The organism is Microbacterium meiriae (assembly GCF_025143875.1).
GTDB lineage: Bacteria > Actinomycetota > Actinomycetes > Actinomycetales > Microbacteriaceae > Microbacterium > Microbacterium meiriae.
The window spans coordinates 67750-87809 of sequence record NZ_JAMBDU010000011.1; the positions used below are offsets into that span (position 1 = coordinate 67750).

The 20060-nt window shown below is 64.1% G+C and carries 26 protein-coding genes and 1 pseudogene; 13 read left to right on the forward strand and 14 right to left on the reverse strand.

Going from position 1 to position 20060, the window contains the following annotated elements:
• Positions 1-51 precede the first annotated feature (51 nt).
• Complete coding sequence (locus tag M4D53_RS08800) at positions 52-897, forward strand: F510_1955 family glycosylhydrolase (RefSeq protein WP_046747253.1); 846 nt, start codon at positions 52-54, stop codon at positions 895-897.
• A gap of 116 nt (positions 898-1013) precedes the next feature.
• On the opposite strand, the gene M4D53_RS08805 is transcribed toward M4D53_RS08800, so the two are convergent.
• Positions 1014-1187 (reverse strand): hypothetical protein, encoded by a 174-nt coding sequence (locus M4D53_RS08805; RefSeq protein ID WP_153243572.1) that lies wholly within the window; start codon positions 1185-1187, stop codon positions 1014-1016.
• Between the two features lie 130 nt (positions 1188-1317).
• Between M4D53_RS08805 and M4D53_RS08810 the strand changes: the two genes are divergently transcribed.
• The 3 genes from M4D53_RS08810 to M4D53_RS08820 all read left to right on the forward strand — a co-directional run bounded on the left by M4D53_RS08810 (position 1318) and on the right by M4D53_RS08820 (position 3013).
• On the forward strand, positions 1318-1572 hold the full coding sequence (locus tag M4D53_RS08810) for a hypothetical protein (protein ID WP_074731521.1): 255 nt from the start codon (positions 1318-1320) through the stop codon (positions 1570-1572).
• A 303-nt stretch (positions 1573-1875) separates the two neighbouring features.
• On the forward strand, positions 1876-2079 hold the full coding sequence (locus tag M4D53_RS08815) for a hypothetical protein (protein WP_259953503.1): 204 nt from the start codon (positions 1876-1878) through the stop codon (positions 2077-2079).
• 217 nt (positions 2080-2296) lie between these two features.
• The gene (locus tag M4D53_RS08820; RefSeq protein ID WP_259953504.1) at positions 2297-3013 is read left to right on the forward strand and encodes a TetR/AcrR family transcriptional regulator C-terminal domain-containing protein; all 717 of its coding nucleotides are present in this window, start codon (positions 2297-2299) and stop codon (positions 3011-3013) included.
• 32 nt (positions 3014-3045) lie between these two features.
• On the opposite strand, the gene M4D53_RS08825 is transcribed toward M4D53_RS08820, so the two are convergent.
• The 4 genes from M4D53_RS08825 to M4D53_RS08840 all read right to left on the reverse strand — a co-directional run bounded on the left by M4D53_RS08825 (position 3046) and on the right by M4D53_RS08840 (position 5864).
• On the reverse strand, positions 3046-4143 hold the full coding sequence (locus tag M4D53_RS08825; RefSeq protein ID WP_259953506.1) for a YihY/virulence factor BrkB family protein: 1098 nt from the start codon (positions 4141-4143) through the stop codon (positions 3046-3048).
• Between the two features lie 62 nt (positions 4144-4205).
• Positions 4206-4769 carry a DUF3618 domain-containing protein gene (locus M4D53_RS08830; protein ID WP_259953508.1) on the reverse strand — a complete coding sequence of 188 codons (564 nt, stop codon included), beginning with the start codon at positions 4767-4769 and terminating at the stop codon, positions 4206-4208.
• The gene (locus M4D53_RS08835; protein ID WP_046746438.1) at positions 4766-5179 is read right to left on the reverse strand and encodes a phage holin family protein; all 414 of its coding nucleotides are present in this window, start codon (positions 5177-5179) and stop codon (positions 4766-4768) included. The genes M4D53_RS08830 and M4D53_RS08835 overlap by 4 nt, the downstream gene beginning before the upstream one ends.
• Positions 5157-5864, reverse strand: a complete 708-nt coding sequence (locus tag M4D53_RS08840) for a hypothetical protein (protein ID WP_259953511.1) — start codon at positions 5862-5864, stop codon at positions 5157-5159. Before M4D53_RS08840 ends, M4D53_RS08835 begins: the two co-directional genes overlap by 23 nt.
• Positions 5865-6078: 214 nt before the next feature.
• On the opposite strand from M4D53_RS08840, the gene M4D53_RS08845 reads away from it, so the two are divergent.
• The 5 genes from M4D53_RS08845 to M4D53_RS08865 all read left to right on the forward strand — a co-directional run bounded on the left by M4D53_RS08845 (position 6079) and on the right by M4D53_RS08865 (position 8760).
• A complete protein-coding gene (locus M4D53_RS08845; protein WP_259953512.1) occupies positions 6079-6741 on the forward strand; it encodes a hypothetical protein in 663 nt (220 codons plus the stop codon).
• A gap of 78 nt (positions 6742-6819) precedes the next feature.
• Complete coding sequence (locus tag M4D53_RS08850; protein ID WP_259953513.1) at positions 6820-7581, forward strand: DUF2382 domain-containing protein; 762 nt, start codon at positions 6820-6822, stop codon at positions 7579-7581.
• A gap of 38 nt (positions 7582-7619) precedes the next feature.
• Positions 7620-7796 (forward strand): CsbD family protein, encoded by a 177-nt coding sequence (locus M4D53_RS08855; RefSeq protein ID WP_082066565.1) that lies wholly within the window; start codon positions 7620-7622, stop codon positions 7794-7796.
• Positions 7797-8094: 298 nt separating this feature from the next.
• Positions 8095-8430 carry a DUF7882 family protein gene (locus M4D53_RS08860; protein ID WP_259953514.1) on the forward strand — a complete coding sequence of 112 codons (336 nt, stop codon included), beginning with the start codon at positions 8095-8097 and terminating at the stop codon, positions 8428-8430.
• A 54-nt stretch (positions 8431-8484) separates the two neighbouring features.
• Positions 8485-8760, forward strand: coding sequence for a hypothetical protein (locus M4D53_RS08865; protein WP_259953516.1), 276 nt, complete (start codon positions 8485-8487; stop codon positions 8758-8760).
• On the opposite strand, the pseudogene M4D53_RS08870 reads toward M4D53_RS08865, so the two are convergent.
• Positions 8757-9087 (reverse strand): annotated as a pseudogene (locus M4D53_RS08870) (DUF7882 family protein). The gene M4D53_RS08865 and the pseudogene M4D53_RS08870 overlap by 4 nt on opposite strands.
• 231 nt (positions 9088-9318) lie before the next feature.
• On the opposite strand from M4D53_RS08870, the gene M4D53_RS08875 reads away from it, so the two are divergent.
• Both M4D53_RS08875 and M4D53_RS08880 read left to right on the forward strand, forming a co-directional pair.
• On the forward strand, positions 9319-9630 hold the full coding sequence (locus M4D53_RS08875) for a hypothetical protein (RefSeq protein WP_045264357.1): 312 nt from the start codon (positions 9319-9321) through the stop codon (positions 9628-9630).
• 287 nt (positions 9631-9917) lie between these two features.
• A complete protein-coding gene (locus M4D53_RS08880; RefSeq protein WP_045264183.1) occupies positions 9918-10571 on the forward strand; it encodes a DsbA family protein in 654 nt (217 codons plus the stop codon).
• 85 nt (positions 10572-10656) lie between these two features.
• Here the strand turns inward: M4D53_RS08880 and M4D53_RS08885 are convergent, their stop codons facing one another.
• The 6 genes from M4D53_RS08885 to M4D53_RS08910 form a co-directional block, all read right to left on the reverse strand.
• Positions 10657-11190 carry a signal peptidase II gene (locus M4D53_RS08885; protein ID WP_227991975.1) on the reverse strand — a complete coding sequence of 178 codons (534 nt, stop codon included), beginning with the start codon at positions 11188-11190 and terminating at the stop codon, positions 10657-10659.
• Positions 11187-11795 carry a cadmium resistance transporter gene (locus M4D53_RS08890; protein ID WP_045264185.1) on the reverse strand — a complete coding sequence of 203 codons (609 nt, stop codon included), beginning with the start codon at positions 11793-11795 and terminating at the stop codon, positions 11187-11189. The genes M4D53_RS08885 and M4D53_RS08890 overlap by 4 nt, the downstream gene beginning before the upstream one ends.
• Complete coding sequence (locus tag M4D53_RS08895) at positions 11795-13705, reverse strand: heavy metal translocating P-type ATPase (protein ID WP_182252218.1); 1911 nt, start codon at positions 13703-13705, stop codon at positions 11795-11797. Before M4D53_RS08895 ends, M4D53_RS08890 begins: the two co-directional genes overlap by 1 nt.
• On the reverse strand, positions 13702-14061 hold the full coding sequence (cmtR, locus tag M4D53_RS08900; RefSeq protein WP_045264358.1) for a Cd(II)/Pb(II)-sensing metalloregulatory transcriptional regulator CmtR: 360 nt from the start codon (positions 14059-14061) through the stop codon (positions 13702-13704). The genes M4D53_RS08895 and cmtR overlap by 4 nt, the downstream gene beginning before the upstream one ends.
• A gap of 109 nt (positions 14062-14170) precedes the next feature.
• A complete protein-coding gene (locus tag M4D53_RS08905; RefSeq protein ID WP_045264187.1) occupies positions 14171-15571 on the reverse strand; it encodes an FAD-dependent oxidoreductase in 1401 nt (466 codons plus the stop codon).
• Positions 15572-15582: 11 nt separating this feature from the next.
• The gene (locus tag M4D53_RS08910) at positions 15583-16344 is read right to left on the reverse strand and encodes an MIP/aquaporin family protein (RefSeq protein ID WP_259953523.1); all 762 of its coding nucleotides are present in this window, start codon (positions 16342-16344) and stop codon (positions 15583-15585) included.
• 48 nt (positions 16345-16392) lie between these two features.
• Between M4D53_RS08910 and M4D53_RS08915 the strand changes: the two genes are divergently transcribed.
• Complete coding sequence (locus M4D53_RS08915; RefSeq protein WP_259953526.1) at positions 16393-17067, forward strand: arsenate reductase/protein-tyrosine-phosphatase family protein; 675 nt, start codon at positions 16393-16395, stop codon at positions 17065-17067.
• A gap of 22 nt (positions 17068-17089) precedes the next feature.
• Positions 17090-17488, forward strand: coding sequence for an arsenate-mycothiol transferase ArsC (locus tag M4D53_RS08920; RefSeq protein ID WP_259953528.1), 399 nt, complete (start codon positions 17090-17092; stop codon positions 17486-17488).
• A gap of 491 nt (positions 17489-17979) precedes the next feature.
• Here the strand turns inward: M4D53_RS08920 and M4D53_RS08925 are convergent, their stop codons facing one another.
• The gene (locus M4D53_RS08925; protein WP_045264191.1) at positions 17980-19278 is read right to left on the reverse strand and encodes a nucleotide-binding domain-containing protein; all 1299 of its coding nucleotides are present in this window, start codon (positions 19276-19278) and stop codon (positions 17980-17982) included.
• Positions 19278-19832, reverse strand: a complete 555-nt coding sequence (locus M4D53_RS08930) for an SLATT domain-containing protein (protein ID WP_197073244.1) — start codon at positions 19830-19832, stop codon at positions 19278-19280. Before M4D53_RS08930 ends, M4D53_RS08925 begins: the two co-directional genes overlap by 1 nt.
• Positions 19833-20060: the final 228 nt, after the last annotated feature.

A 20060-nucleotide genomic window follows, 5' to 3' on the forward strand; every position in this document is an offset into this window, starting at 1 on the left:
CATTCGCGTACCGGCCGCGCACCCGCATGCACTTCTTCACGTCGGAGTCTCATGAACCGCCACTCGCCCTTACCCGCTTTCGCGATCGCTCTCGTAGCCGTCGCCCTCACCGGCTGCGCCGCGCCGCAGGCCCCCGGCGCCAACGCGGTGCCCCCCGTTATCCAACACATTCACGGTGTTGCCGCTGACCCCCGCGGTGAGGACCTCTTCGTAGCCACCCACGGAGGACTCTTCACCCTCACGCCCGAAGGTGCGATCGCCGGTCCCATCGGAGGCCACGACTTCGATGCGATGGGCTTTACCGTCCTCGACGACGCCCTCTTCGCATCCGGACACCCGGGCACACAGACACCCGCACAGCTCGGCTCCCCGAACCTAGGTGTCATTCGTAGTGACGACTTCGGCGAATCGTGGTCACCGATCGCGCTCACTGGCAGCACGGACTTCCATGTCCTCACCGCCGGACCAGACGGCACTCTTTACGGGATCGCGTCCGATGGCGTCGATCTCCTCGTCAGCACGGACGACGGTCTCGAATGGACCCGCGGCGCAACACTTTCCGCGGCAGACCTCGCGGCCACCGGCGACGGTCTCTACGCGGCCGCAGAAGAAGGGCTGCTCCTCAGCACCGACAACGGCGCCACCTTCACCCCCATCGCCGACGCCCCACTGCTCTACACACTCGACGCCAAACCCAATGGCTCGCTCGCAGGAGTCGGAACCGACGGTGCCCTCTGGTCACAGAACACCGAAGGAACATGGCAACGCCTCGACGCGCTTCAAGGGGCCGCTCAGGCCTTCACCGCGATCGATGACGAACGCTTCATCGTTGTCGACGACCGAGGCATCGTCCAGATCACAGCCGACGACACAACCATCCTCGCCCCCGCCCGGTAGAGAACGCCACCACCAGAACGGCCACCCATGGTCCCCCGCCGCAATCCCTTCCGCCGCATATCCATCTTCATCGCGTGCGCCACAGTCCTCGCCTTGCTTCTCGCCCTTGCGAGCTTCTACCTCATCGGAGCCATATTCAGATGACCCGCCACCTGCACCCAGCTCGGCACCGTCCACCAGCACACGTTCCCACGCGCACCAGCCACGTGTCCCCACAGCGGCGTCACGATCGCCTCGTACGTGTCGGGGCCTTCCTTCTCCTGGCCGCCGTCGCACTGATCGCGGCTCATCTCCTCATCGACACAACCGTTCCAGACCAATGGTCACTCTGGGCATACACGCTCGGAAGCTACGAAACAGCGTTCATCCTCGCAATCGTCGGACTGGCGCTCGTGCTGCGTGAGCCCCCGGGAGGCGCGGATGAATCTCAATGACTACTGGACCAACGCCTTTTGGTCCGTCATCCCCACGATCGCCGTCGTCGCAGCATTCTGGTTCGTCCTGCGGTCCATCATCAGAGCCGACCGCAACGAACGAAAAGCACACGCCAAGATCGAGCAACAACTCCGCGCGGAACGAAACCAACCACGCCAACTCGCATCGACGGACGACGAGCAAGATCAGCTACCTGAACGCCGGAAACGTCTACCGAAAGCAGATACCGGCGAACGTTAACGGCGGGCGTACGATGACGTGCGACGCGAGCTCGCCGGAAACGATCGTTTTCGGTCGGCAACTATCCCGACGGGCCGGAGCATCGCGGGCCTAGTCCCGATACCTGGTCATGCGCAGCAGTCGACGCTAGCGTCCGACTTGAGTCGCGGCGTCGTGAGACCGTCTTGACGCTGAGGCGTGGCGAAATTCCCAACCTCGGTCGACCGTGACCTGGGTTCATAGGCAGTGGGGTGCTAACTAACGTGTCGCAGGAGGTATTCTTGCCGTCTCTTGCAGTACAGGACATAGTGAAAGCAGAAGCCGATGACGAACGATAGCAATGCTTCGAGCCGTGAATACTCCGACACCGATGTTCCGACCAACGATTCCGATGGGACAGTCAAGCCCGGGGGCCTGGGGGAAGACAACACCATCCCCACGAACCCCGACGGGGTAGCCGCAGGCCTCTCCGACTCACCTTCGCACTTTAACCCAGAAGAAGACGAAGCCGCCGACGGGGACAACTGACGCTCCCGACTATCGCCTACGACCGAAGCACTCTCTCTGGTCCGCCAATCGAGCTCAACCCGTCTAGTGGTCGGAGTCGCGCGGCGAGTCTCGGACAGCGCGGGGGTCGGTAGCCCTGCTTACAACGTAAGCGGGTCTACCGTGGGCATACATCGGTCGGTCCTGCTGCACTCGCGGATAGGGTGCGTGCTTTGACCGGTGGGAGGGATGACGCGTCATGTCGAGAGAATCTAGCCGGGAGTCCAGAGGGTCAGCGGCCGGCCGCCTGAGCCGCGAACTCATTATCGAGACTGCTCTTGGCCAGATTGATCGCTCTGGTGCGCAGGGGCTCTCGATGCGTTCGCTCGCTCAGGAGTTGGGTGTGGAGGCGATGTCTCTTTACCGGTACGTGCACGGGCGTGAGGATCTGCTTGAGGGTGTGATCGCTCTGCTCCTCGGACAGTTGACATCGGACCTGGATGAGGAGTTGGCCGAGCATTGGCAAGGCTTTCTGCAGGATGTCGCCCATAAGGTGCGTCAGATCGCGATCGATCATCCTCAGGCATTTCCGTTAGTGGCGACCCGGCATCCCGCGGCCCCTTGGCTGCGCCCGCCGCTTCGTAGCGTCGAGGTGGTGAACACGTTCCTCAGCACCCTGCTGGGGCATGGGTTCACCGACGCTCAAGCGGTGGATGCGTACCGTGCCTTCAGTAGTTTCCTACTGGGTCAACTCTTGCTGGAGTCCGCGGTTCGGGGGGCTGAGACGGGCCCGGTGGAAGAACCGCTGGACGAAGGAGGCGCGGATATTCCCGAGCGTGACGGGAGCATCGGCTTGGATGACGCTCCGGAGGTCCGTCGGCTACGGGCTCTTCTGAGCGAGGACCATTCTGACGAAGAGTTCGAGGTATCGCTAGAAGTACTCCTCGACCGTCTCGCCCGAGAGCTGACCCAATAGACATGACGTGAGCGCCCAAGGCCGGGCAGACGTCAGCGTTTCCGAGGCGTTCCTCGAGTGGTGGTGTCCTCGGCTGTGTCATCGTCCGGGTCCACGTTCTGTCGGATCTCTCGGCCCTTCTCGACATCCTCCTGCTCCTTTGCGGCGGCCTTGTCGCTCTTGCGCGTGTCGCGTGGCGGGAGCTGGATGTCCTCCTCCGCTGCGATGCCGGCCTGCAGTTGGCGGCCGCGCTCGAGCTCAGCGTCGAACTCTGCCCCGAACAGCAGCGCGAGGTTGGCGATCCACAGCCAGAGCAGGAAGATGATGACGCCCGCGAGCGAGCCGTAGGTGCGGTCGTAGTTGGAGAAGTTGCCGACGTAGAACCCGAAGGCTGCGGTGGCGAGTGCGAGCACGATGATTGCCAGCAGGGCGCCCATGCTGATCCACCGGAATTTCGGCTGCTTCGCGTTTGGGGTGGCGTAGTAGAGGATGGCGACGACCAACACCACGATGAATATGAGCAACGGCCACTTGGCGATGGACCAGACCGTCTGGGGCACGTCGCCGATGCCGAGTGCGTCGCCGATCGCCTTGGTGACCGAGCCGGAGACGACAAGAATGATCGCGGCGATCACGAGCAGCACGATCGTGATCACGGTGACCAGCAGCTGGGCGGGCTTCAGCTTCCAGAACGGGCGCCCCTCCTCGATCTCGTAGATCCGGTTCATCGCACGGCTGAACGCTCCCACGTACCCGGATGCTGACCAGATCGCCAGCAGGATGCCGGTGACGAGGGCAAATCCGGCACCGGGGGATTCCGCGATCTGCTCGATCGGCCCGCGGATCGTGTCAACCGTGTCGCCGGGAGCGACCTGCTCGATGATTCCCAGCACCGCATCGCTGGCGGCTTTCCCCTGCCCAAAGACACCCAGCAGCGAGAAGATCGCAATCAGGCCCGGGAAGAGCGACAGCACAGCGTAATACGTCAGCGACGCAGCGATGTCCGTGCACTGGTCCGAGGAAAACTCGCGAATAGTCTTCCGCAGTACGTACTTCCAGGACCTCTTGTGCAGATCGTCCGGGGAATCCGGCTTGCCTGATGCTTCGGGGCCCGGGGCGTTGCGCGGGGCGGCGGGGGCTGTGCTGGTCATCGCAGGTTCCTTCGTAAAGGGGCGGGCCCGTCGTCTGACGGGCCCGCCCGATTCGTGCGGGGTCAGCTGTCGGAGATGTTCTCGCGAGCGTGCTGAGCCTGGTCTTTCACGTCGCTGGCCGCGCCCTGGACTTCGTCCTTAACGGTGGCGACGGAGTCCTGTGCCGACGACTTCACGGATTCGACCGACGCCTGCAGAGGCTCCTTCAGATGCTCGCCGACTTCTTTCGCAGCATCGGTGACCTCGTCAACCAGCGGCTGCGCCTGCTCCTTCACGGTTGCAGCGAGGTCCTTCTCCTTCGATGACGCGGGGATCAGCGACGCCGCGAGCAGGCCGGCACCGAACGCGATCAGTCCGACCGCCAGCGGGTTCCCTTCCGCTTTCGCGACCGCCCGGTCCTTCAGCTCTCCCGCGTGAGAGCCCGCATCCGACAGCGACGAGCCGGCGTCATCCGCGGCGCCCATCACACGCTCGCGCACGGAGGTGAACGCACCGCGCACCTTGCCGAGCTGTCGGTCCACGATCTTCGACGGGGAGACCTTATCGGCCAGGGCGTCCACGTCCATGCCGAGGTCGTGGCGGGTCCGCTCGATGTCGGCGCGGATCTCGTCGGGTGAATCGCTCATCGGTTCTCCTCATTTCTCTTCAGCGTTTCGGGGATCTCTTTCAGGGTGTCCACGGTCTGCGGGACGCCCTTCACTTGCTTGATCTGGCTGCGCCCGACCAGGAACAGGATCAGGGCAATGACTGCCCACAGGACCGCGACGACAACGCCGGACCAGCCGCCGCCCATCAGCGTTCCCAGAGCCCACCACAGCGCGACGGACAGGAAGAACACCGCCATCAGCGCGCCGTAGCCAGCCGCACCCATCAGGCCCGCACCCTTGGCGGACTTCGTGGCCGAGTCCTTCAACTCTGCTTTAGCGAGGGCGACCTCCTGGCGCATCAGCGTCGAAATGTCACGGGACACTTCCCCGAGCAGATCTCCGATCGAGGTCGATGCGGCTTTGGCTTCAGACGGTGTCGGGTCGGTCATAGCCGTCCTCCCTCAGAATGTCCGGACGGCTGGCGGCCGCCTGCGAGTACATGGGCGTGCCAGCGCCCGTGTCGTTCACCACGGGGACGGGCACGGACGGGTCAGGGTGCACCTGCGGAGGTGCCGGCGCGGGAGCGGACACGGGTGCGGCGTCTTTATCGTCGGAGGCGTTCGCGGCGAGGGCGCGGGTGAGGCGTCCCACAACGATGCCGCCGATCGCGGCGGCGAGGATGAACGTGCCGGGCTTGCGACGTGCGTACCGCTTGACCTCCGTGAGCACAGCACCAGGATCGCGGTCGCTGAGCCAGCTCGCGGCATCAGACAAACGCCCCGACACCTGCTGAACCAGATCGCTCGCGACGCCACTGCCTTCCGAATTGCTGGCCATGGAGCCGAGCTCGTCGCTGACAGAGCGGAGACCACCGGCGAGACGCTGCTGCTGGGTGTTCGCCTGCTCCGACAGCTCCCGCTGAGTCTGCGCGTACAGATCCTTCGCCTGCGTCTTCGCCTCCCCCACGACGGTCGCAGCCTCATCCTTGGCGGTGCCAAGAACGTCCTTCGCCTGGGTCGCCGCCGTGTCTTTCAGGTCGGTGGCTTCCTGCTTGACAGCATCCACCTTGCCCGAAGAACCGGGGGCGTTCACGCCCGAGCCGCTCGGGCTGGACGTCTCATAGTTGTCCGACATTAGTGCTCCTCTCGCGGACCGACCGAACAGTCGGTGGAACCCGTTCTAAACCGTCTCTCCCGCCTCGGTCAGGACCCTTGTTCCGAGCAGACTTACGGTGTATTCAGGCCGGGCACAGAAGAGCCTTACTTTGTAAGCCTGCATACAGTACGCGCCTCGATCCCCAGAGGCAACCACCTCCTGCGCTCGTTCCGAAAGCGCCTACTTTCGCCGTATGAACAGCAACGATTCCCACGAGCCCCGGGAACCCGGCGCACCCGTCTACGACAAGGACTCCTCTCACGCAGCCGTCCCCGTCGATGCGAATCACACTCTCCGCGCCGATGTCCACGAGCGTGAGAAAGCAGAATTCGGCGGGTTCAAATTCGGATCCGCGTTCTTCGGATGGCTGACCGCCATGGGCACCACCGTGCTCCTGACCGCCCTGGTCGCCGCGATCGGGGCCGCTGTCGGGCTCGGCAACGGCACCACCCCAGAGGAGGCCGCCGACGCCGCGACAGAGAACGTCGACGCGACCGGCATCATTAGCGCCATCGCGATCGGAATCGTCCTGCTCATCGCCTACTACGCCGGGGGCTACGTCGCCGGACGGATGGCCCGCTTCAGTGGAGTCAAGCAGGGTGTCGCGGTGTGGCTGTGGGCGATCGTGATCGCGATCATCCTCGCCATCGTCACCGCGATAGCCGGTTCCCAGTGGGACATCCTCGCCAACTTGCAGAGCTTCCCGCGCATCCCCGTCGCCCCCGAGACAGCCACTCTCACCGGCATCCTCACCGCCCTCGGTGCCGCTGTGGTCGCCCTCATCGGCGCGATCCTCGGCGGCCTTGCGGGGATGCGGTACCACCGCAGGGTCGACCGCGTGGGACTTGGCCGGTAACCCCTGCCGTCGTCGCCCCTGACACACCGACTTCCTCAACCACCCACCACCCGCACGACCGAACGAAAGGCAACACCAATGATCAGCGAACAGAACATCGCCAGCCTCATCGGGGCCACCGTCACGGACACTGACGGCAACAAGATCGGAAAGGTCGGCCAGATCTATGTCGACCCCACCAGCGGTCGGCCGAACTGGGCAACCGTAGCGACGGGCTTGTTCGGAACCTCGGAATCGTTCGTCCCGCTCGACCAGGCCGACGCCGTCGACGGAGATCTCCGAGTCCCGTACGCGAAAGACTTCGTCAAGGACGCACCTCGCATCGATGTTGGCACCGACCTCACCGACAACGAACAGGACGAGCTGTACACCTACTACGGAACCGGCGCCGCTCCCGTCGCCAACGCACCCGCGGACCGGGATGTGGCATCGACCGACGGCTACGACACCTCCGGACCGACGACCGACGACGCGATGACTCGGTCCGAGGAGCAGCTGCACGTCGGCACGGAGCGCGTCGAGACCGGCCGAGCCCGCCTCCGCAAGTACGTCGTCACCGAGCAGGAGACCGTCACGGTCCCCGTCAGCCACGAAGAGGTTCGTCTCGAGCGTGAACCCATCACGGAGGCGAACGTCGAAGACGCCCTGGATGGTCCGGACATCAGCGAGGAAGAGCACGAGGTCGTCCTCACGGAGGAGCGCCCCGTGGTCGAGAAGGAGACGGTGCCGGTCGAGCGTGTCCGCATCGGCACAGAAACCAAGACCGACACTGAGCAGGTCAGCGCAGAGGTCCGCAAGGAAGAGATCGAGCTCGAGGGCGACACCCACACCGACCGCTGACAACTCCCCGTCGTCAGCCCCACTGAAAGGAGAATCCGATGGGTATCGGAGATGACATCAAGAACACTGCCGAAGATCTGAAAGGCAAAGCCAAGGAATCTGTCGGCAAAGCAACCAACGACAAGTCGACCACAGCCGACGGCCACGCCGACCAGGCCAAGGCCAGCGCGAAGAAGGCTGGCGAGAACGTCAAGGACGCACTGTCCGACAACTAACAAATCCCGCTCCCTCGTATCCGGTGCCCACGCCCCCGCGGGCACCGGATACTTCTCTGCTCGGCACTCGGTGCTTGCGTCTCACTATTTCGCGTGCGGGTCTCCCGCACCGCGGAGACAACGGGGGCCAGGGCGCCGGAGAGTCAAAACACGCCAACGCGGCCGGTGAGCGTCTTGGTCGGACGCGAACACTAGCCGTCAAGGATCGGTGAGAGATGAAGATTCACGACACGACGATTTCCTTCGTCTCGCCTGCTTGCAGAGGTGTCCGTGGCGATACGACCGAGGAGTGCACGTCATGGGAAAGTTCTACGAAGGCGGACTGAAGGTCGACATCGAAGATCGGGCACTCAGCCATCTACAGCTCGTCATCTCGGCGAAGCTCCGCCGTGGTGAGCCCTTCGCGTTCACATGGAAAGACGATGCCGGTACGGGCGGTGGCCGCACAACGGTGTGGGTGCACTCCGGAAGTGCGCTGGTATTCAAGTATTTCGGCGGCCGGCAACCGGCAATCAATCGGGCGTGGGTCGCTGCTCTCGCCTTCGCCGCCAGCTCTCCCACGGGCCTGTACCTCACTCCCGAACGCGCCGAGGGCACTCGCCTCGAACGCGATCTGGATAGTGCACCAGCCTGACCCCAGCGCGCAAGCCCCTTAGGATCCCACCCACCCGGCTCCTACCCTGGTCGGATGAGCGAGCGCACCACACTTCAGACGCTTGTCACCATCGACGAGGCAAGTTTCATCCTCTCCCCGACGCAGGACGCGGAACAGCTCTGCGACGACCTAGAAGTGGCCGCCGCCAGCACAGGAAGAATCGTGCGCTTCAAAGATGCAGGAGATCGACTCGTCCGTTCCCTGGTCACGCCCTCCAGTCACGTGATCATCACCGAGGAAGAAGTGACACTGGATTCCGACCAGGCAGTGTTGACACTCGGCCTGTCCGGAAGCTGGGATCTGCTCTAGTCTGCAGCAGCTTCGATCTCAGGGGCATCCAGCACTTCGTCGACGAGCGTGATCCCGCCCGACGAATTCGCGGTGTGCATGAGCTGCTCGACCCACCTGAGACTGATCGGCGGCGGCTCAACTTCATCGAAAGTGAACCGTAGCGGAATCGACGGATGAATCCAGATCGTCGAACGCCCCCCCCGGATCACCCTCGGGATGCTTCCACGACAACGTGAAGCTCTCATTACGACGCAACTTCGTCGCAATAACGATCTTCAGATGCGCGAGCGCCCGATCCTCAATATGAATCGGATCCCCGCCATCCCCGTACACAAGACTGGCCATGAGAACCACCCTAGTGACCCGGACCCACCCGAAGACCCAGTTTCGGCTACTGCTTACGGCAGGACCCGCGCCCTCCGGTCATGCCCGCGCCGGAAACGATCGTTTTCGGCTGGTCGCGCACCTGGTTGACGACGACCGCTGCCTTGCCATAGCCGATCGTTACAAAAGATTGAAGCGTAGGCCTCCGGCGATGCTGCGCGGTCAGCAGCAGATGGGAGGATCCTTGTGATCATGGAGATTGAGTTATTGCATATCGCGGGCTGTCCCAGCTGGATCGCCGCGGGCCACAATGTTGCCGAGGCGCTTCGGGAGACAGGCCATGGGGCCACGCCGTTGCGCTATCGACTCATCCGCACGGAGGAGGATGCCGCTGCGGTTCCCTTTGCCGGGTCTCCCACGATCACACTGAACGGGAAGGATCTGTTCCCCGGCGCGGATCACAGCGTCGCCTTAGCGTGTCGCGTCTACGCGACACCCGCGGGCGTGGCAGGTACGCCGACGGTTGATCAGATCCGGGAGGCGATCATCACTCGTGGCCGCTGAGTCAGACGAGACATGTACGTGTTGCGGGCGATCGTTGCCCCGAAGGAAATTGCATGCCCTTGGGAAGCGCGGGGTGTTCATCTGTCGCCGGTGCGGCTGGTGGGTTGCGCTTCGTCTGCGACGCGACCATCCACCGGATCACCAGGAGAGTTAGTCAGCAGTCCCTGTACAGTCAGCGTGTGCTGACTTTTGCTTTCGTCTCGATGCAATGAACGAGACGCCCCTACTCGCCCTCTTCTAAACCTCCCTACCTTGGCGACGCCCGCCACCGATCTGGAGCATCCGTCTTGAAACCCCCCGTCAAGGTCGCCCTCGTCACCGGCTCCACCCTCACCGTGCTCGCCATTATGGCGCTCGTGGTCGTCCTGATGACCCGCCCCGCAGCTCCGGAATCCCGCACAGAAGGTGCACTGCCTGGTACCCGTGCGGATTCGCATGTGCTCGACGCGGCCGGGCCAGACGCTCCGACGCTGGTTGAGTTCCTCGACTTCGAGTGCGAAGCGTGCGGTGCGTTCTATCCGGTCGTCGAGCAGATCCGCGAACAGTACGAGGGTGGAATCAACTACGTCGTTCGCTACTACCCCCTCCCCGGACACTTCAATTCGATGAACGCCGCCCTGGCTGCGGAAGCCGCGTCCGAGCAGGGGAAGTTCGAGGAGATGTATCAGCGCCTGTTCGAAACGCAGACTCAGTGGGGCGAACAGCAGACCTCGCGAGCGGACCTGTTCCGTACCTTCGCGGAGGACCTCGGGTTGGATTTGGGTGCCTATGACGCGGCTGTAGCCGCCCCGGCGACTAGGGAGAGAGTCGAAGCTGACTTCAACGATGGACAGTATCTTGGGGTCAGCGGCACGCCATCATTTTTCCTGGATGGCGAGAAGCTTGAACTCACTCAGCTCAGCGACCTGACTAACGCACTCGACGAGGCGACCAACCGTTGACCTCGAGTGTTCGAACCCTCTCGCGTCCTGCCGCCGCAATCAGCCCTCCTACCGCATCCGCGCATTAGCGGCTGCCCTAGACGTCTCATTCTTGGGTCTCATCGCCGCCGCGGATCATAAGGAACGCTCCGGCGATCGCAGCAGCGAAGATCACAATGTCCGCGACATTTCCGATGAACCAGTTCCCGTAGGCGAGGAAGTCCACGACGTGTCCGCGGGCGAACCCGGGATCTCGGAAGAGACGGTCGCCTGCGTGTGATGCTGCGGCTCCTCCGAGCGCGCCGATGATGATCGCCCATCCCAGGCGTTGAACTCGAAACGCGAACACGATCGCTGTAACGGTGGCGGCGACAGCGAGCAGCGCGAACACCCAGGTGAAGTCTTCGCCGAAGGAGAAGGCGGCACCAGGGTTGTACGCAAGCTGCAGGCCCAGCAGGTCGCCCGCCAGCGGGATGCGCTCGCGCTCCGTGAGAGTCGCTACCGCCCACACTTTCGTTCCCTGATCGATCAGGACGACGAACACGGCGATCAGGAGCGCTCCAACCGTGAGTTGCCAGCGCGGCGCCGACGGCACTTTTCGCGCAATAGACGGGCGAGCTTCGGCCTCGGACGACATCATCCGAGGACCTCAATCAGGCGAACGATGACGCCGGATTCGATCAGTATGAACAGCCCGAGACCGATGAATACGGCCGGTACGAGCCAGTGCTCGACTCGTTCCAGCCCCTCGGTGACGGCCTTGTTGGTGCCGATCAGCCGTCCGGCAGCGCACCAGACGGCGACGAGGATGAGGAACACGACGATCATGACGACGACGTCGCCGGGCGCGCTGGTGCGGAAGATCGGCGTGTAAAGGGAGATGTTGTCGGCCCCGTTGGCGATCGTGATCCCGGCGACGCCCCACAACCCGACCGCTGTGATCTTGGCGTCATCATCATCGTCATCACCGTTTCGACGCAAGCCACGTACGAGCGTCCAGATGCCGATGCCGAGCGGGATCAGCCCGAGGAAGCCCACCCACTCGTCCGGGACGATCGTGAGGCCGAGCGCGGCGATCACGCTGATCACGACGAGGGTGATGAACCCGAAGTACTGGCCTGCGACGATCTGCCACGGTCGCGGCTTTCCTCGGCTGGAAGCGAGGAACAGCACGGTGAGCACGACAATGTCATCGATGTTGGTCGCAGCGAACAGGCCGATCGCTGATCCGATGGTCGCGAGCATCAGCTCTTCACTCGCGGAGTGCGGGCGGCGCGCAGGCCGTTGAGAATAACGATGACCTCGGCGACCTCGTGGACCAGGACGACCGCCGCGAGCCCGAGGACACCGAAGAGCGCGAGCGGGAGCAGTGCGGTGATGATCAGCAGCGACAGGATGATGTTCTGGTTGATGATCCGTCGTCCCCGTCGGGCGTGGTCAAACGCGCGCGGGATCAGACGCAGATCGTGACCGGTGAACGCGACGTCGGCGGATTCGATCGCTGCGTCGGAGCCGGTCGCGCCCATCGCGATGCCGATGTCTGCGCCGGCGAGAGCCGGGGCATCATTGATTCCGTCACCGATCATCGCGACCGGCCCTACCTTCGACAACTCCGCGATCGCGGTCGCCTTGTCCTCCGGACGCAACTCGGCTCGCACGTCACTGATCCCGGCCTGCGCACCAAGCGCACGGGCAGTCCGGGCGTTGTCGCCGGTGAGCATCGTCACGCCGACGCCCTGGCCGGTGAGCGTTCGGACCACCTCGGGGACTTCTGGGCGCAGCTCGTCACGGACGCCGATCGCGGCGACCGGCGTCCCGTCACGATGCACGATCACGACGGTCATGCCCTGCTCTTCGAGCTCCGCGACCCGATCCCCGAGCGCGCCGGCGTCCAGCCAGCGGGGGCTTCCCACAGTGATTCTCGAGTCGTCGACCGTGCCGTCAATGCCGTGACCAGCCCGCTCGGTCACGTCCGCAGCGGCTGTGACACCCGGAGCGGCCGCCGTGATCGCGGCAGCGAGAGGATGCGTGCTGTGCTGCTCCAGCGCTGCCGCCCACGCCAGCGCCTGAGCCTCCGACACGCCATCTGCGGTGAGGACAGCGGTAACGATGGGCTCGTTGCGGGTGAGGGTGCCGGTCTTGTCGAGGGCAACGTGCCGGACGGTGCCGAAGCGCTCGAAGACGGCACCGGACTTGATGATCACGCCGAACTTGCTTGCGGCGCCGATCGCGGCGACGACCGTGAGTGGCACCGAGATTGCGAGTGCACACGGAGAAGCCGCGACCAGCACGACAAGCGCGCGGGTGATCCACACCTCTGGATCGCCCAGCAGCGACCCGATGATCGCGACGAGCGCCGCGAGGATCAGAACACCGGGCACCAGCGGGCGGGCGATCCTGTCCGCGAGACGAGCACGCTCGCCCTTCTCTGTCTGCGCTTTCTCTACCAGCTCCACGATCGTAGTGAGCGAGTTGTCGGTGCCAGCAGCCGTCGTCTCGACCTCCAGCGCACCGGCACTGTTGATCGCACCCGCCGACACCGCATCGCCGGGCTCCACCTCTACCGGGATCGATTCGCCGGTGATCGCCGAGGTATCCAGGCTCGAGCGACCAGAACGCACGACCCCATCGGTCGCGATCCGCTCGCCCGGCCGGACCACCATGACCTGGCCGACCGTCAGCTCTCTCGCCTGCACCTGCACAGTAGTGTCGCCCTGCAGGATCGTGGCTGTTTCCGGTACGAGCTTGAGCAGTGCGCGCAGGCCGCCGCGGGCACGGTCCATCGCCTTGTCCTCGAGCGCCTCAGCGATCGAGTACAGGAACGCGAGAGCTGCGGCCTCCTCCACGTAGCCGAGGATGACTGCACCGATGGCGCTGATCGTCATCAGCAGACCGATGCCCAGCTTGCCCTTGAACAGCTTTCGAACCGCTCCCGGCGTAAACGTCGAGGCACCCAGCAGCAGACCGACCCAGAACAGCACCAGCGCGGGGATCTCCTGGCCAGACCACTCCAAGATCAGGCCGGCCAGGAACGCGACCCCGGAGAAAACCGGCACCAGAACTCCGCGGTCTTTCCACCAGGGGCGCTCGGCCTCTTCGATTTCCTCGTCCACCGCGCTGGCAGGCTCGTGCTCGCAGCCACACGCCGCGCTCACGCGTCCACCCCCGTCGCACAGCAACCGGCCACCGTACACGCTGAGTCCACGCACGGCGCGTGCTCATCCACAGCCAGCGTCACATCCACCAGCGCAATGAGGGCAGCAGCGAGGTGCGGATCGGCGATCTCATAGCGAGTCTGGCGGCCTTCTGGTTCCGCGACGACGATTCCGCAATCGCGCAGGCACGTCAGGTGGTTCGACACGTTCGAACGAGTGAGTACCAGATCGCGCGAGAGGACGGCCGGATAGCTGGGCCCCTGGAGCAGGGTCATCAGGATCCGGGAGCGCGTCGGATCGGCCATCGCCCGGCCAAGCCGGTTCATTACATCGATACGGGAAGCAATAGTCAGCACGTACTGAACTATACAGCCATCGGTGACCAATCGCGATCGTCGAAAGAGGACTCGAGTAAGGCTTCCAGCGTCGTTGGTGGGCCCGGAGTATCCCCACGTCAGAGCGATCCTAAGCAGCAGGCTGTCGCAGCGCAGATGCCGACCGGCGCGTTTCCCGCTCCCACGCCTGGGTTGCGACCTGCACGGCGTCCCACGGTGAGCCGAGCGGGGGCGTGTACGACAGGTCGAGGTCACTCATCGCCGCGACAGTCATGCCGTGGTGCAGAGCCGTGGCGTAGGTGTCGACGCGCTTGGAGATTTCGGCACCGCGGGTGCCGACGAGCTGCGCGCCGAGCAGACGGCCGTCGTTGGTGTCTCCGGTGATGCGGATGCTGATGGGCGTGGCGCCCGGGTAGTACCGTTTGTGGTCGTCCGCGATCGCGGTGTGACTGTGCGGGGCGAAGCTGGCGGCTGTGGCTTCGTGGTCGCGGAGCCCCGTGCGTGCGGCCACGACGTCGAAGACCTTCACGACCTGCGTGCCGAGGCTCCCTGCAAATCGGGTGTCGCCGCCGATCGCGTTCTCCCCTGCGACGCGCCCTTGCTTATGCGCCGTGGTGCCGAGAGGAAGGTATGTGACGCCGAGCAGGCGGTGATGGGTGACCACCCCGTCGCCGGCCGCCCACACGTTCGGCAGGCCGGTGCGCATCTGTTCGTCGACGACGACAGCGCCGCCCGCTCCCGTGGTTGCGCCGGCTGCGGTGAGGAGGCTGGTGTTGGGTCGCACGCCGACGACGACGAGGACCACGTCAGCGTTGCGGGAGAATGCTTCGCCGTCACGGGTGCCGGTGACGGCGATCCGTCCGGCTTCACGGGCGACGGCTTCGACGCGCGTGCCGGTGAGGACGTCGACGCCGTGTCGGGTGAGTTCGTCGTGGACGAGGGAGCCGAGTTCGGGATCGAGGGTGGAGAGGACTTCGGGGCCGCGCTGCAGCTGGGTGACCTGGAGGCCCCGCACGGTGAGCGCTTCGGCCATTTCGAGGCCGACGTAGCCAGCTCCGACGATGATTGCCGTCTCGGGCTGATGTTCGTCGAGGTACTTCTCGAGCGCGAAGGTGTCGCCCATCGAGTGCAGCAGGTGCACGCCGTCGTCGGGGCCGAGCTGGTCGAGGCCTGCGATGCCGGCGATTGACGGGGATGCTCCGGTGCCGACCATGAGTTCGTCGTACGCGATGGTCGATTCGCTGCCGTGCGCGTCGCGGACCGTGAGTCGTCGGCTGTCGACGTCGATACCCGTGGCGAGGGTGTCCAGGCGGAGGTTCATGCCGGTGGCTTCGAGATCCGCGTGGGTGCGGTGGGCGAGCGACTGCCAGGGCTGCACCTCGCGGGAGAAGTAGTACGGGATGCCGCAGATCGAGAAGTTCGGATACGCATCGGCTACCACGACGGTGACGTCGACGGACGGGTCGAGTTCGCGGGCCCGGAGGGCGGTGGAGATTCCAGCGTCGCTTCCGCCGATCGCTACAAGATGCATGAGGGTGCCTTTCAGGGCTGGTTTTCGAGTTGCTGAGGGACCACGACGTCGCCGGCCGTGCGGGAGGCGGTCGGGTAGAGGGCGAGCAGCACAGCGAGGCCGATCGCAGCCCCGACGAGCTGTGCAGCGATGAACGGCGCGACAGAGGCGGGCGCAATGCCGGCAAAGGTGTCGGTGAACATGCGGGCGATCGTCACCGCGGGATTCGCGAACGACGTAGAGCTTGTGAACCAGTACGCGGCGCCGATGTACGCACCGACCGCGGCCGCCGTGGCAGATCCCTTGCCCGTGCGCGCGAGCGCGAAGATCAACAGCACCAGTCCCGCCGTGGCGACCACCTCCCCGACCAGGTGTCCACCGGTCGCGCGATCATTCGATGAGAGCGCGGGGGCCGCGTCGAACATCACTCCCGCCAAGAACGTTCCGGTGATACCGCCGAGAACTTGCGCGAGCACGTACGGGGCGAGGTCGCGCAGCGGGAGTCCCGTCCGGGCGCGGCCTCCGAGCAGCCAATCCGCGATCGACACCACGGGGTTGAAGTGCGCACCGGACACGGGGCCCAGCATGAGGATCAGGACCGTCAGACCGAGCGCGGTGGTCAGGCTGTTCTCCAGCAGTTGGAGGCCGACGTCATCCGGCGAGAGTCGCTGCGCCGCGATGCCGGAACCCACAACGATCGTGACGAGCAGGCCAGTTCCAAGGAACTCGGCAGCAGCTCGGCGCAGCAGGTGAGGTCGCGCGGGCTCGGACTGGGAGCGGGTAGCAATGTTCATGTCGGCTTATCTTGACCCGAGAGGTGTAGTTCAGTCAAGATTGAAACAATGAACACTGAACGAACTGATCAGGTGGAGGCGCGCGCGGCGAAGCACGCCGCGCTGGGTGACCCATCTCGCCTGCGGATCGTCGACCGTCTCACGCTGGGCGACCTCTCCCCCACCGAAATCGGGGTGGCGTTGGGCCTTCCTTCCAACCTCGTCACGCACCATCTGAATGTGCTGGAGTCCGTGGGGATGGTCTCGCGTTCTCGCTCGGAGGCCGACAAACGGCGCAGCTACGTTCACCTGGCCGAAACTGCACTTCGCGGGCTCACTCCGGGCCGAGTGGAGCGCGCGGATCGCGTCGTGTTCGTCTGTACGGCGAACTCCGCCCGGTCGCAGCTTGCTGCGGCATTGTGGTCTACCCGCAGCAGCATCCCGGCGTCATCGGGAGGAACGCACCCGGCCGAGCGGATAGATCCGGGCGCGGTTGCTACAGCCGAGCGCCACGCCCTCGCGCTGCCTACGGAATCACCGCGCGCCCTGACTTCGGTCCTGACCGATTCGGATTTCGTGGTGACGGTGTGCGATAACGCTCACGAAGAACTCGGCGTCTCCGGGCACCTGCACTGGTCGATCCCCGACCCCGTGCGGATCGGCACCGATGACGCCTTCGACACCACTTACGACGAGCTGGAGCGCCGCATCGCGGAACTCGCGCCCCGTCTCGCCGCCAGCTGAAACCCAACCCGGAAGAAAACCCGTGACCGACACCACCCCCACCGTCCTATTCATCTGCCAGCACAACGCCGGCCGCTCACAGCTCGGCGCAGCTCTCCTAGAGCACCTGGCCGGCGACCGATTCCGCGCCACCTCCGCAGGCCTCGCCCCTGCCGACCAAGTGAACCCCGCCGTGGCCACCACAGTCGCAGAACTCGGAATGGACATCACCGCCCGGGCACCTCGCGCCGTCACCATCGACGACCTGGATACTGCCGACATCGTGGTCCTGATGAAGCCCGGACTCACCCTGCCTTCCACCCCCCGCGGCGAAGTGCTGGAATGGTCGTTCCCCAACCCGGAGTCCTGGGACGCCGAAGCAGTGCGCCCGCTGCGCCAAGCCGTATCCGAGAAGATCCAGAGCTCACTTCTCAACCGTTGAGCTGACTGGAGCGGAGCGCCAGAGGTCAGCGAATACGCCTGCCAAAACCCTCTGACGGCTCACGTTTCTGGACCCCATTCAGCGGCTGTACGAGTCATCCCGCCGTACACGATCATTCTCGGCGGGGTCGGTAGCTTCGCCGCCGATCGGTGCTGCGACAGGTTTCATGAGAATCCGCCACCTTCCATGAGAACTGCGACAACATTCGTGAGAAAGTGACGACTTTCGTGAGAAACGACAGGCCTGTCGAAATCTGCTTGATGTCCGATCTCACGAGAGTTGTCGTGAGATCGGATCGCGATCCCGCGAGTTTCCGGGACAGCTGTAGCCGGCACATGGAGCGACTTGCCTCATGACGCTTATCAAAATTCCGACGACGAGAATGATCGACCAAGCTGACTTGCTCGAGAGGCGTTGGAGCCAGTCACCTGTGGCAGGGTGGATCGCCGCAGGGCCGCGGGCATGGGCACCCACTGCACCAGGGGCGCGGTCTAGGAAGACTCTGCTGCGATCGGGATGTCGATATGCCCGCGAGCCACGACGACGTTGCGCTGGATGACGTAGCACTCCACGTAATGATTCCCTCGGAAGGAGGTCACTTCGCGGCGCTCGGTGCCGTGGGTCGGACGGATGATCTCACCGCGTACGTGATCCCGCCGCTCAGCTTCGGCTCCTCGGTTCAGTACCTTCCAACGCACCTCATATGATCCCGGCACGTCGATGTTGTCGATCGCGAACGTAAGTTGTTTCTTTGCGGGCAGTAGCGAGAACAGGTTGAGAAATGAGTTCAGCGAGGTAGGACGGAATCCGTCCTGGGTCACGGTACAGCTGATCTCGACCGAAAAACGGATGTCCACGGGATGGGTGTCCTCGATGAACTCCTCCGTGTCGTTGAACGATCTGGCTGCAAGCGCATTCTCCCCTCCAGCCACTACTGCTGGGACGGACTTTCCGAATACTGCTCTCCACTTCTTGTACTCGTTCTTCTGACCAGCAGCGTCGACCGCCTCGGTGCAAAGCTCAGCGCCGGACGCAGCCTTCTTCTGGAAGCGCTTCTTGACTCGAACGCGCTGACGGCTTCCAAGCGCCAGATAGAAATCGTGGTCCACCTGGTCCGCGAGGTACAGAAGGAAGTCGCGCATCATCTCGCCGTAGGATTCGGACGTGCCAGAGCGATGTTCCGTCGTAGACGTTAGGAAATTGTACGCAAGGGTGTCTACGAGCAGCCCGCCCATCACGACTCCTTGCTTGTTGCGCCATGCTCGAGCGAGCTTGCACAAGCGTCGCAGATTGCCACTAGTAGCTGAGTCTTCCTCGCTGATTGCGGAGATCTCATCGCGAGGCTTCGTCATCTTCCACGAGTCGCTGTAAGTGTCCGGGTAGTCGAAGGACCCGTCCTCGTTTTCGAACACGGGCTGCACCTCGAAAGTGAAGTTCGAGAACTCCACTACGACGACCAGCCTGTCGACCCCGACAGTCGTCGTCGGATACCGCTTCTGGATCGCAGCGCGGGCGCGCCGCAGCGCTTTGAGCGGCCCGCCTTCCTCCTCGTATGAGGCGCGCAGACTGGACGGCAATATGTACAGGAGGTCAAGGTCCGATATACCTTTGATCGCTGTCCAACGACCGTAGGAACCGACCATCAGCTTGTTCGCCGTGGAGCCGGTCAAGCTGCGGAACTCGCTGTTCAGAGCTTTCGTTACTTCGTCCCGCCGGTCGGCGATGCTCTCAGCAGTGTTGACCCTGAGATTGGTGAGGAGACCATCGAAGATGTCACCGGTTTGCGACATCAGTGCTCCCAATCCTCTCGAAGCGCCTCCGGCAGCATCAAATCGATCTCCTGCGTGCTGAGAGTGAGATCTTCCTTGTCCTTCAGGCCGGATTGAGCCATGGCATACGCCTGCGGTGTCGTTCGCGGGGCGTCCTTCAGCACGGCCTGAGCCGCCTTCTGCAGCTCGTCTCGTTTCTGCCGCGCCTGGTCGAGCGGCAGAGACTCGGACTTCAGGTCCACAATCAGCGACAGATACGACTCCCGCAAGTTCCATAGCAAAGCCGCGGTGTCGCGGTGCTGCTGCATCTCCTCGCCGTATCGGAATGTCCGGTCACCCAGGCTTGCCGCCGTGACTAGCACGGCGATGAAGGAGGTAGCTAGCGATGCCCACTGCGGGTCCAGCAGCAGCCCGAAGAGTGACGCTAGGAACGTCCCCGATCCGACCGCCGTGAGAACGAACTTCCAGACTCTTTGCCTCCGCGAGGACATCGCGCAGATGTCAGCTTGCTTCTCATGGGTCTTCTGCGTGTACGCGATGCGCCCATATAGCTCTCTCACCTGGTTGAGAAGCAAGTCACGACCCGCCTCTGACGGTTCTGTCTCTCGTCGATGCATCTTTCCCCCAGCCCACGGCGACAGTCCGCCGCAAGTGCATGCTAGCGGCGGACACCGACACGGCCCGTTTCGAAGGCGAACCAATGGGCGTAGCTCGGCCGGAACGTTGGGGACGAAGTCCCGCGCAGGCTACGACTCTTTCCGTTCACCCCAGAGAGAAACGACTCTGCATGCCCCGGAATTTAC

Bases quoted from the DNA above. Each gene is read 5' to 3' on its own strand.
- M4D53_RS08800 (WP_046747253.1), top strand. From the start codon at position 52: ATGAACCGCCACTCGCCCTTACCCGCTTTCGCGATCGCTCTCGTAGCC.
- M4D53_RS08805 (WP_153243572.1), bottom strand. From the start codon at position 1,187: ATGAGCCGCGATCAGTGCGACGGCGGCCAGGAGAAGGAAGGCCCCGAC.
- M4D53_RS08810 (WP_074731521.1), top strand. From the start codon at position 1,318: ATGAATCTCAATGACTACTGGACCAACGCCTTTTGGTCCGTCATCCCC.
- M4D53_RS08815 (WP_259953503.1), top strand. From the start codon at position 1,876: ATGACGAACGATAGCAATGCTTCGAGCCGTGAATACTCCGACACCGAT.
- M4D53_RS08820 (WP_259953504.1), top strand. From the start codon at position 2,297: ATGTCGAGAGAATCTAGCCGGGAGTCCAGAGGGTCAGCGGCCGGCCGC.
- M4D53_RS08825 (WP_259953506.1), bottom strand. From the start codon at position 4,143: ATGACCAGCACAGCCCCCGCCGCCCCGCGCAACGCCCCGGGCCCCGAA.
- M4D53_RS08830 (WP_259953508.1), bottom strand. From the start codon at position 4,769: ATGAGCGATTCACCCGACGAGATCCGCGCCGACATCGAGCGGACCCGC.
- M4D53_RS08835 (WP_046746438.1), bottom strand. From the start codon at position 5,179: ATGACCGACCCGACACCGTCTGAAGCCAAAGCCGCATCGACCTCGATC.
- M4D53_RS08840 (WP_259953511.1), bottom strand. From the start codon at position 5,864: ATGTCGGACAACTATGAGACGTCCAGCCCGAGCGGCTCGGGCGTGAAC.
- M4D53_RS08845 (WP_259953512.1), top strand. From the start codon at position 6,079: ATGAACAGCAACGATTCCCACGAGCCCCGGGAACCCGGCGCACCCGTC.
- M4D53_RS08850 (WP_259953513.1), top strand. From the start codon at position 6,820: ATGATCAGCGAACAGAACATCGCCAGCCTCATCGGGGCCACCGTCACG.
- M4D53_RS08855 (WP_082066565.1), top strand. From the start codon at position 7,620: ATGGGTATCGGAGATGACATCAAGAACACTGCCGAAGATCTGAAAGGC.
- M4D53_RS08860 (WP_259953514.1), top strand. From the start codon at position 8,095: ATGGGAAAGTTCTACGAAGGCGGACTGAAGGTCGACATCGAAGATCGG.
- M4D53_RS08865 (WP_259953516.1), top strand. From the start codon at position 8,485: ATGAGCGAGCGCACCACACTTCAGACGCTTGTCACCATCGACGAGGCA.
- M4D53_RS08875 (WP_045264357.1), top strand. From the start codon at position 9,319: ATGGAGATTGAGTTATTGCATATCGCGGGCTGTCCCAGCTGGATCGCC.
- M4D53_RS08885 (WP_227991975.1), bottom strand. From the start codon at position 11,190: ATGATGTCGTCCGAGGCCGAAGCTCGCCCGTCTATTGCGCGAAAAGTG.
- M4D53_RS08890 (WP_045264185.1), bottom strand. From the start codon at position 11,795: ATGCTCGCGACCATCGGATCAGCGATCGGCCTGTTCGCTGCGACCAAC.
- M4D53_RS08905 (WP_045264187.1), bottom strand. From the start codon at position 15,571: ATGCATCTTGTAGCGATCGGCGGAAGCGACGCTGGAATCTCCACCGCC.
- M4D53_RS08910 (WP_259953523.1), bottom strand. From the start codon at position 16,344: ATGAACATTGCTACCCGCTCCCAGTCCGAGCCCGCGCGACCTCACCTG.
- M4D53_RS08915 (WP_259953526.1), top strand. From the start codon at position 16,393: ATGAACACTGAACGAACTGATCAGGTGGAGGCGCGCGCGGCGAAGCAC.
- M4D53_RS08925 (WP_045264191.1), bottom strand. From the start codon at position 19,278: ATGTCGCAAACCGGTGACATCTTCGATGGTCTCCTCACCAATCTCAGG.